General features: G+C 65.0%; 16 protein-coding genes. 5 read left to right on the forward strand and 11 right to left on the reverse strand.

Translation table 11 applies throughout. From position 1 onward, the window contains the following. Window positions 1–160: 160 nt before the first annotated feature. From QA649_RS15715 to QA649_RS15725, 3 genes are read right to left on the reverse strand one after another with little or no spacing between them, the layout of a single operon-like run. Window positions 161–1,084 carry a transporter substrate-binding domain-containing protein gene (locus tag QA649_RS15715; protein ID WP_283024985.1) on the reverse strand — a complete coding sequence of 308 codons (924 nt, stop codon included), beginning with the start codon at window positions 1,082–1,084 and terminating at the stop codon, window positions 161–163. Beyond that, entirely contained in the window at window positions 1,081–1,437 is a 357-nt protein-coding gene (locus QA649_RS15720; protein WP_283024986.1) for a cytochrome c, read from the reverse strand. Before QA649_RS15720 ends, QA649_RS15715 begins: the two co-directional genes overlap by 4 nt. Before the next feature lie 10 nt (window positions 1,438–1,447). Continuing rightward, window positions 1,448–3,112 carry a methanol/ethanol family PQQ-dependent dehydrogenase gene (locus QA649_RS15725; protein WP_283024987.1) on the reverse strand — a complete coding sequence of 555 codons (1,665 nt, stop codon included), beginning with the start codon at window positions 3,110–3,112 and terminating at the stop codon, window positions 1,448–1,450. Window positions 3,113–3,444: 332 nt separating this feature from the next. On the opposite strand from QA649_RS15725, the gene QA649_RS15730 reads away from it, so the two are divergent. The 4 genes from QA649_RS15730 to QA649_RS15745 all read left to right on the forward strand — a co-directional run bounded on the left by QA649_RS15730 (window position 3,445) and on the right by QA649_RS15745 (window position 5,358). Then, entirely contained in the window at window positions 3,445–3,831 is a 387-nt protein-coding gene (locus QA649_RS15730; protein WP_026311941.1) for an EF-hand domain-containing protein, read from the forward strand. Between the two features lie 161 nt (window positions 3,832–3,992). Next, window positions 3,993–4,073 carry a pyrroloquinoline quinone precursor peptide PqqA gene (gene pqqA / locus QA649_RS15735; protein WP_012029362.1) on the forward strand — a complete coding sequence of 27 codons (81 nt, stop codon included), beginning with the start codon at window positions 3,993–3,995 and terminating at the stop codon, window positions 4,071–4,073. A 90-nt stretch (window positions 4,074–4,163) separates the two neighbouring features. Further along, complete coding sequence (locus tag QA649_RS15740; RefSeq protein ID WP_283024988.1) at window positions 4,164–5,006, forward strand: hypothetical protein; 843 nt, start codon at window positions 4,164–4,166, stop codon at window positions 5,004–5,006. A 142-nt stretch (window positions 5,007–5,148) separates the two neighbouring features. Next, complete coding sequence (locus tag QA649_RS15745) at window positions 5,149–5,358, forward strand: hypothetical protein (protein ID WP_018642677.1); 210 nt, start codon at window positions 5,149–5,151, stop codon at window positions 5,356–5,358. 133 nt (window positions 5,359–5,491) lie between these two features. Here QA649_RS15745 and QA649_RS15750 read toward each other — a convergent pair whose 3' ends face one another. The 6 genes from QA649_RS15750 to QA649_RS15775 all read right to left on the reverse strand — a co-directional run bounded on the left by QA649_RS15750 (window position 5,492) and on the right by QA649_RS15775 (window position 10,345). After that, complete coding sequence (locus tag QA649_RS15750; RefSeq protein WP_283026035.1) at window positions 5,492–6,424, reverse strand: transposase; 933 nt, start codon at window positions 6,422–6,424, stop codon at window positions 5,492–5,494. Between the two features lie 200 nt (window positions 6,425–6,624). Then, a complete protein-coding gene (locus QA649_RS15755) occupies window positions 6,625–6,972 on the reverse strand; it encodes a hypothetical protein (protein WP_283024989.1) in 348 nt (115 codons plus the stop codon). A gap of 27 nt (window positions 6,973–6,999) precedes the next feature. Then, window positions 7,000–7,809 carry a pentapeptide repeat-containing protein gene (locus QA649_RS15760; protein WP_283024990.1) on the reverse strand — a complete coding sequence of 270 codons (810 nt, stop codon included), beginning with the start codon at window positions 7,807–7,809 and terminating at the stop codon, window positions 7,000–7,002. Window positions 7,810–7,856: 47 nt separating this feature from the next. Beyond that, entirely contained in the window at window positions 7,857–8,585 is a 729-nt protein-coding gene (locus QA649_RS15765; RefSeq protein WP_283024991.1) for an ABC transporter ATP-binding protein, read from the reverse strand. Then, window positions 8,575–9,312 carry an ABC transporter permease subunit gene (locus QA649_RS15770; protein ID WP_018642681.1) on the reverse strand — a complete coding sequence of 246 codons (738 nt, stop codon included), beginning with the start codon at window positions 9,310–9,312 and terminating at the stop codon, window positions 8,575–8,577. Before QA649_RS15770 ends, QA649_RS15765 begins: the two co-directional genes overlap by 11 nt. Window position 9,313: 1 nt before the next feature. Continuing rightward, window positions 9,314–10,345 (reverse strand): ABC transporter substrate-binding protein, encoded by a 1,032-nt coding sequence (locus QA649_RS15775; RefSeq protein WP_283024992.1) that lies wholly within the window; start codon window positions 10,343–10,345, stop codon window positions 9,314–9,316. A 36-nt stretch (window positions 10,346–10,381) separates the two neighbouring features. Here QA649_RS15775 and QA649_RS15780 point away from each other — a divergent pair, with 36 nt between their 5' ends. After that, on the forward strand, window positions 10,382–10,741 hold the full coding sequence (locus QA649_RS15780) for a hypothetical protein (protein ID WP_283024993.1): 360 nt from the start codon (window positions 10,382–10,384) through the stop codon (window positions 10,739–10,741). Window positions 10,742–10,928: 187 nt separating this feature from the next. Here QA649_RS15780 and QA649_RS15785 read toward each other — a convergent pair whose 3' ends face one another. Together QA649_RS15785 and QA649_RS15790 are read right to left on the reverse strand one after the other, a co-directional pair. After that, window positions 10,929–11,747, reverse strand: coding sequence for a quinoprotein dehydrogenase-associated SoxYZ-like carrier (locus QA649_RS15785; protein ID WP_283024994.1), 819 nt, complete (start codon window positions 11,745–11,747; stop codon window positions 10,929–10,931). Between the two features lie 62 nt (window positions 11,748–11,809). Beyond that, a complete protein-coding gene (locus QA649_RS15790; RefSeq protein WP_283024995.1) occupies window positions 11,810–12,733 on the reverse strand; it encodes a quinoprotein relay system zinc metallohydrolase 2 in 924 nt (307 codons plus the stop codon). Window positions 12,734–12,795 lie beyond the last annotated feature (62 nt).

Genomic DNA, 12,795 nt, shown 5'->3' on the forward strand with positions numbered 1-12,795 from the left:
GCACGAGGGGCGCACCACACCCTCCGCTGTCATCGCCCGGCTTGACCGGGCGATCCAGCACCCCGAGACAGTTGTGGTCCAATCGACGGGCCGCGGCGTACGGGATGCCCCGGTCGAGCCGGGGCATGACACCGGCTATGTGGAGGTACGTGAGGTCACGTCACCGCTGAATGATCTTCATCCAGACATCGCCCAGGATCGCCGGCTCGCGCGGCGGCAGATAGGTCAGGCCGGCCTGCTTGCCGAACTCTGCGATCTTGCCTTCCGCGGCAAGCTCCGTCAGCGCCTTGTTGACCGCCTCGATCAGCGCGGGCTCGCTGGCGAGCCCCACATAGCCGCGATTGGCGCCGATCGGGTAGTAGTAGCCGGACGCGGTGATCGCCGTATCGGGATGCGCGGCGCGATAGGCGTCGAAGCGGCCGAGGTCAATCAGCGTCGCGTCATGGTCGCCGCGGTTGAGCGCGCCGAGGAGGTCGTCGCGGCCGGGGACGAGATGCGTGATGCTGTCGATCAGGCGTCCCTTGTCGAAGGTCATCAGGATGGCATCGCCGAGCGAGCCGCTCTCGATCACGAGGCGGAGGCCGGCGAGATCGCCGATGTCGGCGATCTTGCGCCCCTGCGCCTTCGGTCCGAGCACCACCGTCATGGGCGAATAGACGTAAGGCCGGCTCGGTGCGAGCACGCCAAGCGCGACGCGGCGGCGCCGGTCATCGCGGGTGGCCCCGGCGAAGTCCGGCAGGCGCGCCGTCTTCATGCCGGGCTTGACGAGGGAATCCATCGTCAGCGCGTAGCCGCCGACCAGCGCGCAGCGCCCGTCGGAGAGCAGTGCATTGGCCTCGAGCTGCGGGCTGGAATCCTCGTCCAGCTTGCTTTCGAACCACTGGATCTTCAGCGGCCGGCCAAGACGCTCCGCAATCGCCTGCGCCAGCAGCACGTCGAAGCCGGCGTCCGGCTTGCCCTTGTGATGCACCGAGAGCGGCGGCCGGTCCTCGTCGAGACAGATTTTCAGCGGATCGTCGGCCGCATGCGCGGTGGCCGCCGCGAGCATCGCAGCAACGCTCCACACCGCGAGCCAGCGTCTCATGGCTTCCTCCGACTCGAGACGAAGGCCCAGAGATCACCGATATCGTCGTCGCTCAGGATATCGCCCCAGGGCGGCATCTTGTTGTTCTTGCCGTTCTTCACGGTAGTGACGAAGCGCGTCTTGTCGTCGGGAAAGGCGCGCAAATCCGGCGTGATGGTGCCGGAGTTCATCATGTTCGGGCCGTGGCAGTGCGAGCATTTCGAAGCATAGGTCGACTTGCCGTGGTCGATCTGCGTCTGCAGGGGATTGCCGGTTGCGTCATCGGCGGCGCGGACGGTCGCCGCAAGCGCGACCGTCAGCATCGCGACGGTGGCGATCGTCGCCACCGTCTTCTGGGCTACGTCTTTCAGCATCGTGCCGTGGTTACTGCTTGACCGCAAAAACCCACAGCGAGCCGCCGGGCGGCACCTTGGCAAGCCGCTCGTCACCGGAGAACAGCGAGTAGACGCCGCCATAGCCGCTTGTGACCGCGACATACTGCACGCCGTCCTGCTGCCAGGTCACCGGTTGTCCCTCGATGCCGGAGCCGGTCTGGAACTGCCAGAGCTTCTTGCCGCTGTCGGCATCGAAAGCCTCGAACTCGCCGGTCAGCGCGCCCGTGAACACGACGCCGCCCGCGGTCGACAGCACTCCGGAGAAGCGCGGAATGTCGGCGGGAGCTTCCCACTTGGCCTTGCCGGTCATGGGATCGATCGCCTTCAGATGACCGCGCGCGCCGTCACCCCATTCCCAGAGGTCGGTGAGGTCCATGCCGAGATACCATTCACCCTGCTTGAAGGTAACAGGTTCGGTCTTGTACCTGCCGCCGAAGGCGAGGGTGTTGGCGTAGGCGAGGCCGGTCTGCGGGTTGAACGACATCGGCTCCCAGTTCTTGCCGCCGAGGATCGACGGATAGACCGTCACCTTTTTGCCCTCGCGCGCGTCCTTGCTGACATCGGTCTCGATCGGACGGCCCGTCTTCATGTCGATGCCGGTTGCCCAGTTGACCTTCACGTAGGGGTTGGCCGCGAGCAGCTTTCCATTGGTGCGGTCGAGCACGTAGAAGAAGCCGTTGCGGTTGGCGTCCATCAGCACCTTGGTCGGCTTGCCTTCGACGTTCATGTCGGCGAGCACCATCTCGGCCACCGAGTCATAGTCGAACGGATTGTTCGGCGAGAACTGGTAGTGCCACTTGATCTTGCCGGTCTTGGGATCCATCGCCAGCACGGAGCAGGTGTAGAGATTGTCGCCGGGGCGCACCGCCGAATTGAACGGGCCGGGATTGCCGATGCCCCAATACACCGTGTTCAGCTCGGGATCGTAGGACCCGGTGATCCAGGTCGAGCCGCCGCCGAGCTTCCAGGTGTCGCCCTTCCAGGTGTCGCCGCCGGGCTCGTCCGGCGAGGGGATCGAATGGGTGCGCCAGAGATGCTTGCCCGTCGCCGGATCCCAGCCGTCGATGAAGCCGCGGGTGCCGAACTCGGCGCCGGAGATGCCGGTGATGACGACACCGTCGGCGACCAGTGGCGCCACCGTCATCGAATAGCCTTCCTTGATGTCGGCCGCCTTCTGCCGCCACAGCTCCTTGCCGTCCTTGGCGTCGAGCGCGATCACGTTGGCATCCAACGTGGTGCGGAACACCTTGCCGTCGTAGAGCGCCGCGCCGCGGTTGATGATGCCGCAGCAGACGATGCGCGGCGTCTCGGCGGGATATTCGATCTTGGATTTCCAGATCTGCTTGCCGGTCTTGGCATCGACCGCCATGGTCGCGTTGTGGGAGGTCACGTAGATCACGCCCTGGTACACCAGCGGCTGCGATTCCTCGCTGCGATCGTCATTGAAGGAGTAGTTCCAGACCGGGACGAGGTTCTTGACGGTGTCCTTGTTGATCTGGTTCAGCGTCGAGAAGCGCTGCAGATTGTAGCCCATCCCGTAGTTGAGAACGTTCGATGTATCGGTCGCGCCCTTGACCAGCTGCTCGGTGGTCTGTGCGTACGCACACGTCGATGCAAGCATGACGAGGCTCGCGGCCATCGCAAAGCGTTTCATCCGTTCCTCCCAATATGCGCGCCTTTTGACGCTGCGACGGCAACACTCCGCCCGAATGCAAAACGCGTCAATACGAAAGTCGTAATCGCGACGCGGATATGTTGAACGCCGGATGCCAGTCACCTGACGGAGACCTTACAGACGACTCTCACTTGCGTGCAGGCGCTGGAAAAATTCCGCGGCATGGCGCAGTGCTCGGGCACAGGTGCGGGCAGTTGGGTTCCCTGGGGTTGTGCGGCGCGCGGGTTGTAATTCCGCTTCCTGGGCTCGCCTTGCCGACTTATGTTGCCTTGATCCCGCTTGAATCGGGGCTCTTGGTCTGGGAGGTCTTGATGATATCGCGTCGTTCTGTTGCACTTGCGCTCACGCTTGCAGTTCTGTCCGGCCCCGCCTGGTCGGCATCCGCCGTCAAGATGTTCGATACCGACAATGACGGGACGCTCGATCTTGCCGAAGTGAAGAAGGCTGCGAGCGCGCTGTTCGCCAAGCTCGATCCCGATCACGACGGCACGCTGGACGCGCGTGAATTGCGCGGACGGTTAACGGCGAAGGAGCTCGCCGCCGCCGATCCCGATCGTGACGGCACGCTCACGCTCGACGAATATCTGTCCGTGGTGGAGCAGCGCTTCAACGCGGCCAATCCCGACAAGGACGGAACGCTGGACGCAAAGGAGCTCAACTCGCGCGCCGGCCGGGCGCTGCTGCGATTGCTGCGGTAGCGCTTGACTGGGAGCGAAGGCGATTTGCACGAGAGCGAAATTCGCAAGCAATATTCGACAGTTCGCTTTATTCGCGGCTCGATTCCAGCTTGCGCTGTGCATGATGCAGCCCTAGGTTTTGCCCCGCGCGATGTCGCGCTCAATCCCTTGGGAGACCCCGAATGGCTTGGAAAGCTCCGAAGATCGTGGAAGTGCCGGTCGGCATGGAAATCAACATGTACGCCTGCGCTGCGCGCAAGTAAGACTGACGAACCTGCCGCGGCTTCGGTGGCGAATGCCATCGGAGCCGTGGTAGTGTTCGCCGGATGCGCATTGGAGCCCACACAATTCGGATGGCGGTCGCGTGCACGGTCGCGCTCGCGCCGGCATGCGCAGGCGCCGAAGAGGGTTTTGATACCGAGCACATCTTCGGCTTCATGATCGGCACCGATGTCGGCAACGTCGGTGAGCGCGAATTCCAGACCCAGACCACGGGCCGCTTCGGCAAGGGCGGCGGCGCCTATCGTGCCCTCGCGCAGGAGGTCGAGATCGAAGTGGTGCCGCTGCCGAACTTCCGCATCGAGCTCGGCGGCACGGCCAGCCTGCACGACATCACCGGCGTCCCTGACATCGACGACCGCCGCCAGTTCAATTTCCAGGGCGCCTCGCTCGACCTGCGTTACCGCCTGCTTGATCGCGAGCGTGCCCCGTTCGGTCTCACCATCTCCGCCGAGCTCCATGGCGACCGTATCGACGAGACCAGCGGCGCCAAGGGGCGGATGTACGGCACCGACTTCACGCTCGCCTTCGACCGCGAGCTCGTTCCGAACTTCGTCATCGGCGCGCTCAATTTGATCTATCAGCCGGAATGGGCGCGCTTCGAGGTGGCGGGGACGTCCGAGAAGAGTTCGACCATCGGCGCGGCGTTTGCCGCCCTGGCGCGGGTGCGCCCCAATGTGCTGCTCGGCGGCGAGATGCGCTATTTCCGGCAATATGAGGGCATCGGCCTCGGCGAGTTCTCAGGCCAGGCTCTGTTTGTCGGGCCGACGGCCTATTTCCAGCTATCGGAGAAGTCGCGGCTGACCCTGAGCTGGAGCATGCAGGCCTGGGGGCGCCCGACCGGCGCAGGCGGCAATCTCGACCTCGTCAATTTCGAGCGCCATCAGGCGCGACTGGTGTTCGGGGTGAATTTTTAGCGCGCTTGTTTCGCCTCTACCGACGTGCGCGGAGAGGGGACGGAGGTAGTTCCCCCATCCTGACGTCCGATTGAAACTTCCCGCTCCCTGACACGTAACCTATCGTGCTAGTCTCGATTGCCCCCGGCGAGAGGATCCCGGAATGAACCCGATCGACCTTGTGGTGACTGTGTGTGCGGTGCTCTCGCCTGCGACTTGCGAGGAGCAGCATCTGGTGTTCAACTATTCGGGGTCGCCCCGCCAATGCGTGATGGCCGCGCCGCCCTATATCGCGCAATGGGTCGGCGAGCATCCGAAATGGCAGGCGGTGCGCTGGCGCTGCGAATATCCGCACCCGAACGACAAGGCGTAAGCCGGGCGCGCTGCTCTAAGATCCTCATGGTGAGGAGCGCGAAGCGCGTCTCGAACCATGCAGGCCCGGCTCTCGCTCGCAGCCATCCTTCGAGACGCCTGCTTCGCAGGCTCCTCAGCGACTGTGTTCTTCGTCAAGCGGGTTGCCATTGTTTTTGGTCCCTGAGCATGGCGTTGAGGATGGTGAGGACTTTGCGAGCGACGGCGATGAGGGCCACCATCTTCGGCTTCCCGGCGATCAGCAGGCGTTGATAGAAGAGCTTGAGCTGCGGATGGTGTCGGCTGGCCGAGAGAGCGGCCATGTAGAGCCCGGCGCGCAGTGCGGCTCGCCCGCCGCCGATCATGCTCTTGCCCTTCCAGCGGCCGGATTGGCGGGTGAACGGAGCAAGGCCGGCGAGGCTTGCGATCTGGCGCCGATTGAGGGTGCCGAGCTCGGGCACCTCGGCCAGGAAGGTGCGGGCGAGCGTGTTGCTTACACCCGGAAAGCTCACCAGCAACTCCTCCTTGGCGCGCCAGACCGGCGAACCGCGCACCAGCGTGTCGATGTCGTTGTCGATCTCCAGCAGCTCCTTCTCGAGGACCTTGATGTGGCGGGCAAGGCTCTTGCGAACGCGGACATTCTCGGCCCGCTTCTCGCGCTGGCGCTCGGCAACGATCATCTCGATGATCTGCCGTCGGCGGCTGACCAGTTCGGCCAGCAGCCGGGCTTCCTGATCTGGCATGGCACGCGGCGTCGGCTTCACCGCCTCGACAAACCGCGCGATGACTGCCGCATCGATCGGATCGGTCTTGGCGCGCTGGCCAACGGCCTGCGCGAAGTGCCGGATTTGGGCCGGATTGACCACCACCAGCGGCAGTTGGGCGCCGGCCAGCGCCGCCGCGACAATGGTCTCGAAGCCGCCCGTCGCTTCCACTGCAATCAGCGTTGGCGAACAGGCCTGCAGACGAGCAACAAGGTCTTCCAAGCCTTTGCCGTCACGCGCCACGGCAAAGGCTTCCCCGCTCGGACGCAAATGCACGTCCAGCCGGTCCTTCGATACATCAATGCCAATATAGATCGCGTCCATCTGCACCCATCCTTGCGCAATCGGGCTCGCCAGGCGGCCCTCGCGACTGTTCGGGTTCAATGGAACAACGGACGGGGCGCCGCGCTGAGGCTCGGGCTTCAAAGCCCTGGGATGAGGCGGTCTCCCGTCCGCTACCGCACCGGACACTCTATCCGATCCAGTGAGTCGAAACTTACAAGGATGAGGGGAGGTGCTTGCGGCTACTTCGTGCAGTCCTTCAGGTCCTTGTCGGCGATCGAGAACACGGCGTCCGCCCTGATCTCGATGTCGCGGACGATGCACTGCCGCGCGCTGGGATAGCTGACCTTGGCGTCGTAGCGGCCGGGCTCGACGCCGGTGATGCGCAGCCGCTCGTCATGGTCGACCTCCTTGTCCTTGTCGTTGAGACACTGGTTCGGTCCCCAGTCGGCCTTGCCGGCGGGCGAGAGCTGGAAGCCGGAGATCGTCTCCGTCGTCAGATTCCACAGCCTTATGCCCTTGCCCTTGGTCTGCGCGGCGGCTTCGCCGGCAAGCGTCAACAACGCGATCAAAGCCAGATTCCAACGCATCAGCCAGTCCCTCCCAAAGGCGCGCCGTCATTCCCTGATCAGGCGCTCGCGGTTCTTTGCCTTGTCGAAATTTTTGGCGCGGTCAAGGCCGTTCGGTGCGATCAGCTTTGCCGAGACGAGATCGGCGCCGTCGAAGTCCGCGTCGATGACGATGGCGCCGGTCAGATCGGCTCCACCGAGCTGGGCGTTTTTCAGTGATGCGCCGCTCAGATCGGCGCCCCTGAGGACTGCGAATTCGAGGTCGACACGCGACAAATCGGCGTTGCGCGCGTTCAGCCGTTCCAGGTTGGCGGATCTCAGCACCGCGCGCATCAGTCCCATCGACTGGTTGCGCATATCGGCGCCAAGATGCGCGTCCGCGATCGAGGCGCCGACCAGGCTGGCGCCGGTGAGGTCGGCAGCGATGCGCGCTCCCGACAGGTTCGCGCCGTCGAGACGCGCGCGGGCCATTTGCGAGGCGAACAGATTGGCGCCTTTCAGGCTTGCGCCGGTCAGATCCGCATCCAGCAGCCACGCCTGATCGAGGATCGCGCGGTCAAGCCTGGCGTCTCGGAGTATCGTCTTGTTGAGCCGCGCGGCGCGGAGAACCGCGTTGGACAGGTCCAGCCCCGAGAGATCGAGACCCGACAGGCGTTTGCCGGTGAAATCGGCAGGTTGCGCTGGGCTCGCTTTGGCCAGCACGGCCTCGACCTCTGGCCTCGTCATTTCGGCCGAGACCATCGCGGGGGAGGTAAGGTCGACGCCACGCATCATGTCCTGCGCGCCCGCCGTCATCGCAACGAGTGCGAGGCTGAGCGCTGCAAGACCAAGCGTTGCGAGGGTGACTGTTCGCGTCATCGTCAACTCCGCCGCCGGCCTGTCTAGCACGTCCGCCAGGCGACCGGCTATGAGACATCTCGCTCAGTGCGGTCGCCGTGAATCCGTTGGGCGAGGCCGGACTTGATCGCCGCAATCTCGGCTTCGCCGCGCATGTCGCGCGGGATGCCGATAGGCACCTCGGCCACGATCCGCGCCGGCCGCGGCGACAGGAAGAACAGCCGGTCGCCCAGGCGCACTGCATCGTCCAGGCTGTGTGTCACCAAAAGCGTCATCACCGGGCGGCTCGCCACCAGCGTCGCGATCTCGTCACGCAGGCGGCCGGCGAGGGCGTCGTCGAGCGAGGCCAGGGGCTCGTCGAGCACCAGGAGATCGGGCTCGACCGCAAAGGCGCGCGCGAGCGCGACGCGGCGGGCAAGCCCCAGCGACAATTCGCCGGGGAAGTGGCTGCGATGGGCTTCCAGCTCCAAAATCCTGAACAGCTCGGACAGCTTGGCTTCGGTGACATCGGGCGCCGCCAGCCGCACATTCTGCTCGACCGAGCGCCACGGCAGCAGTCGCGGCTCCTGGAACACCATGCCGATCCGCGCCTCCGGCGGCCGCGCGATGCGGCCTCCAAAGTCGTGGTCCAATCCCAGGATGATGCGCAGCATCGTGCTCTTGCCGCAGCCGGACGGGCCGATCAGCACGCCGACCTCGCCGGATTGAAGCGCGAACTTGACCGGCGCCAGCACCTCGTGCGTTCCGCCCGCGGCACTCCTGAAGGTCTTGCCTGTGATATCGACCTCAAGCCGCACGGGGCCGCCACCTGTTTGCGCGGGCTTCGAACGGCTGCACCAGCAAGGTCTCGATGACGAGCACGACGGCGGCGAATGTCAGCGAATAGGCCAGCAGCCGCGGCGTGTCGAACAGCTGGAAGGCGATGCCGATCTCGAAGCCGACGCCGTTCGGCCGTCCAAGCAGCTCGGCGACCAGCACGATCTTCCACACCAGCGACAGGCCGGAGCGGGCCGAGGCCGCGATATAGGGCGCGAGCTGCGGCAGCACGACGTGGCGGAACGCGCGCCAGCGCGGCATCGCGAACACGCTCGCCATCTCGTCCAGGGAACGGTCGAGCGCGCGCGTGCCCTCGCGCAAGGTGACGATGGCCGTCGGCAGCTTGTTGATGGCGATCGCGGCGATGGCCGCGGCTTCGGTGAGCCCGGCCCAGATATAGGCGAGCACGATCACGACGAGCGCCGGCAGATTGAGCAGCAGGATCAGCCAGGGATCGCCGAGCCGGTCGGCAAGCTTCACCCGGCCCATCAGGTAGCCGATGGCGCTGCCGAGTGACATCGCCAGGATGAAGGCGAGCGCGACGCGGGCCAGCGTCGCCCCGAGATGCAGGAACAGCGCGCCGCTTGATGCTTCTGCGACCATCACCTGCAGCACGGCCGGCGGGGAGGGCAGCTTCGCGCCGCCGACGAGGAGTGCGGCAATCCACCAGATCACGAGAAACAGGGCGAACGACAGAAGGCGCAGCACCTCAGTCTCCGGGGATGGCGTGATAGAAGGTGCCGGGATCGAGCTCGGCCGCGGGGCCGACGAGATCGCGGCCGCCGATCTCGGCCAGCACGCGATAGAGCACGCGCGCGTCCTTCTCCTCGTCGTCGATGCTCCGGTGCGGAATGCCGTCGCGGTAGCGCTCGCGGTAGGTCTTGAGCATGGCCGGATCGGACGTGCCAGTGAGCGGCGCGACCTTGTCCCAGGCGGCATCGGATGTGACCAGCAGCTGCTTGGCCTTGCGGGTCATCGCGATGAAGCGGGCGACGGCATCCTTGTGGCTCGCGGCCCAGCTCTCGTCGAAGACGTAGCCGACCGCGGAGACAGCGCCCTTGGCGCCGAGCTTCGGCAAAATCTCCTCGATGCCCGCGAGGCGCCGAAAACCCTTGGCCTCGAGCTGGGCGCAGAAATTCCAGAAATTGAGGCTCGCATCCATTTCGCCGTCGAGGGCCTTGGCCGCGATCAAAGGCGGGGCGCCGTAGACGATGGTCGCGTCCGACTTCAGGTCGATGCCGTCCTGCTTCATTCGCGCCTGCAGCAGCAGCCAGCTCTTGTCGATCGCCCCGCCGGCGACCGCGAGCTTGCGGCCCTTGAGGTCGGCGAGCGTTTGAAGCGGCGAGGACGCCGGCACCATCACCGCGCCGAGCGCGCTGGAATAGGGATAGAAGGTGAGCTTGGCGCCGAGCGCGCGCTCGCGCGACACCCACAACCAGTCCGACAGGATGATGTCGGCGCTGCCTGCACGCATCGCGATCTTGCCGGCTTCGGTGCTGGCGAGCTCAGTGACCTCCAGCGACAGGTCGGCCTCCTTGTCGAGGCCGGTGCTGCGGATCGCGGCCAGCTCCCAGGAGAATGTTCCGGTCTTCTGCACCGCAAGGCGGATGGTATCCGCGGCGCGGGCCGGTGCAGCCAGCGTCAGCACCAGCGTCACCGCGAGCGCCAATATTCGTCCCAAAACTCTCGTCACCTTGTGAGCCGCTTCCTCTGACAGAATGCTTTTCAGGACAATACGCATAGCATAGCTTTGGTCGCAACCAGCGGGAGGACGCGCATGAAACTGGCCGGGCAGCTACGACCGATTGTCGCCGCATTGGCGGTATTGGCGGAGACCGCTTGCGTGGCGCGGGCCGGGGAGGCCAATGACTATCCGACCTCAGCGCGCGCGGAATATGTCTACGGCTGCATGAAGGCCAATGGAGAGACACGGTCGGCGATCGAGCAATGTTCCTGCTCCATCGACGTGGTCGCCTCGATCGTGCCCTATGAGCGCTATGTGACCGCAGAGACTGCGCTCAGCATGTCCCAGGTCCGCGGTAATCTCGGCGTGCAATTTCGCACCTCGGAGCAGGCGAACTCGGCCGTGAATGATTTGCGCCGCGCGCAGGCGGAGGCTGAGGTGAGGTGTTTTTGATTTCTGCTGCGCAAACGGTGGTCTCTTCCTTCTCCCCTTGTGGGAGAAGGTGGCGCGAAGCGCCGGATGAGGGGTATCTCACGGCGCGCTCGTCTGCGGAGACATACCCCTCACCCGTCTCGCCGCTACTGCGGCGAGCCACCCTCTCCCACAAGGGGAGAGGGAAGGGCAGCGCAAGCCGCGCGCGCTACGTCCCCGGCTTCTCCACGTCCCATTCATTCCGGAACACGTGCCCGTCCGTGTCCTTGGCTTCCGCGCGAAAACGCTTGGCGCCGTTGGAGACGTAGGTGAAGCGCAGGTTGGGATCTTCCGAGATCGAGATGCCGCCTTCCATCGACAGCACGGGGCTGTCGTCCTGCGTCAGCTTGAGCTGGTTGATGAAGAAGGCGGGAATGTAGAGCTGCGTGACTTGGTCCATCTGCAGCCCGGAATTGTTGGGATGGCCGATCATGATCTGCGCTTCGCGGACGCGGCTCGCGGGACCGTCCTCACGGGCGAATTGCCGGTAGCGCATCTGGCCGAGACGGTTCCTGGCCTCCTCGATGTTCTTTCCCGCCGGTGCGGAGCAGCCGCCGGAGGCCTTCACATAGACTTTCGAGACGTAGAGCTGGCCGTCGCTGAGCTCGGCGACCGCGTGGACGTCGGTATAGTTGTTGACGCGCACGCGGGTCGAGATTTCCGTGACATTGGCCTCCGGGCCGAGCTCGAACTTCGCGGCCATCGGCGCCGGATTGCGGTCGATCACCAGGGTGATCGAGCGGATGCGGCGGCTGTCAGCCGGCGACAGCTTGCTGCGCAGGGTCACCGGCACGATCGCCGCATCCTCGGCACGATACGGCATCTCGATGCCGATGATGTCGGCACCGTCGTTCATCGGACGGTTGCTGAAGATGTCCTGCACCAGGCCCGGCCAGGGATCGTAGGCCTCCTCAGCCTGCGCCGGCAGGGCGAAGGTGATGCCGAGGAGCAGGGCGATCAGGGGCAGGCGGCGTGTGCATCCCGTCATGGTTATGGTCCGGTCATGGTCCTACGCGCGAAGCAGAGTTCGGCCTGAGCGTAGCGTGCCCGCTACTCCCATTCAATTTCCGAAAATGCTGCAGTTGCGTTGCGGGCGTTGTAGTCCTCGAACAGCTGCCAGTGCGGCCGCTCCTCAGCGGCCGCCTTGTCCGCGGCGGTGCGGATCGGCTCGCCTTTCTTGTTCAGTGCGCGGACGTCGGACAGCAGCGTTGACAGGTAACGCCGTTCATCACTGAGCGCGGCGGGCCACGCGCTCACAGGGCCGTGACCGGGAACGACGCGCAGTGCCGGGATGGCCTCCAGCTCCTTCAGCATGGCGAGCCAGCCGCGAATGCTGCCGTCCATCACCGGAATGTGGCGGAGAAAGACGAGATCGCCTGCGAACAGGGTTTTGGTGGTCTCGTCGAACACGGTCAGATCGTTGTCGCTGTGCCCGGCCGGCCATGCCCGCAAGGTCAGGCGGCGTGAGCCAAGGTCGAGCGTCAGTGTGTCCGTCACGAGCAGGGTGGGGGGCACGATCCTCACGGGATCGATCAGCTCGCCACCCATGATGCGTCTGAAATTGTCGAGATAGAACGGCCCGCGGCTGGCCAGCGCCTGCGGCAGCTTGCTGTGGCCGACGAAGCTGGTTCCCTCCGCCACGAAGGCGGCATTGCCGAAGACATGGTCCGGATGGCCGTGGGTGTTGATGACGTACCGGATCGGCTTGGTGGTGCGTGCCTTCACCGCCGCCAGCAGCGCCTCGCCCTCGCGAAAACTGCCGCCGGTGTCGATCACGGCCACGGCATCATCGCCGACGATGAAGCCGACATTGGCGATGTCGCCCTCGTTCTCGCGGCTCATCAGGGCGATGGTCCCGGAGTGTACGAAGATTCCCGGCGCGACTTCGCTCACAGGCAATTCGGCTGCCCCGGCGCGTGCTAGCGTCGCTGCTCCGAGGGACAAGGCTGCGATCACGAGAGCAATGCGAGACACTTTTCCGCCTCAGTTCAAAGGGTTTTGCGCATTGCACTGCAACAAAGCACAGCCAGCACAAA

Origin of the sequence: Bradyrhizobium sp. CB1717 (assembly GCF_029714325.1) — a bacterium.
GTDB lineage: Bacteria > Pseudomonadota > Alphaproteobacteria > Rhizobiales > Xanthobacteraceae > Bradyrhizobium.

What these genes read in the sequence shown, in the direction of transcription:
- QA649_RS15745 (WP_018642677.1), top strand. Translation starts at nt 5,149, where the DNA reads ATGAACCCGATCGACCTTGTGGTGACTGTGTGTGCGGTGCTCTCGCCT.
- QA649_RS15740 (WP_283024988.1), top strand. Translation starts at nt 4,164, where the DNA reads ATGGCGGTCGCGTGCACGGTCGCGCTCGCGCCGGCATGCGCAGGCGCC.
- pqqA (WP_012029362.1), top strand. Translation starts at nt 3,993, where the DNA reads ATGGCTTGGAAAGCTCCGAAGATCGTGGAAGTGCCGGTCGGCATGGAA.
- QA649_RS15785 (WP_283024994.1), bottom strand. Translation starts at nt 11,747, where the DNA reads ATGACGGGATGCACACGCCGCCTGCCCCTGATCGCCCTGCTCCTCGGC.
- QA649_RS15720 (WP_283024986.1), bottom strand. Translation starts at nt 1,437, where the DNA reads ATGCTGAAAGACGTAGCCCAGAAGACGGTGGCGACGATCGCCACCGTC.
- QA649_RS15725 (WP_283024987.1), bottom strand. Translation starts at nt 3,112, where the DNA reads ATGAAACGCTTTGCGATGGCCGCGAGCCTCGTCATGCTTGCATCGACG.
- QA649_RS15750 (WP_283026035.1), bottom strand. Translation starts at nt 6,424, where the DNA reads ATGGACGCGATCTATATTGGCATTGATGTATCGAAGGACCGGCTGGAC.
- QA649_RS15760 (WP_283024990.1), bottom strand. Translation starts at nt 7,809, where the DNA reads ATGACGCGAACAGTCACCCTCGCAACGCTTGGTCTTGCAGCGCTCAGC.
- QA649_RS15780 (WP_283024993.1), top strand. Translation starts at nt 10,382, where the DNA reads ATGAAACTGGCCGGGCAGCTACGACCGATTGTCGCCGCATTGGCGGTA.
- QA649_RS15775 (WP_283024992.1), bottom strand. Translation starts at nt 10,345, where the DNA reads ATGCGTATTGTCCTGAAAAGCATTCTGTCAGAGGAAGCGGCTCACAAG.
- QA649_RS15715 (WP_283024985.1), bottom strand. Translation starts at nt 1,084, where the DNA reads ATGAGACGCTGGCTCGCGGTGTGGAGCGTTGCTGCGATGCTCGCGGCG.
- QA649_RS15755 (WP_283024989.1), bottom strand. Translation starts at nt 6,972, where the DNA reads ATGCGTTGGAATCTGGCTTTGATCGCGTTGTTGACGCTTGCCGGCGAA.
- QA649_RS15730 (WP_026311941.1), top strand. Translation starts at nt 3,445, where the DNA reads ATGATATCGCGTCGTTCTGTTGCACTTGCGCTCACGCTTGCAGTTCTG.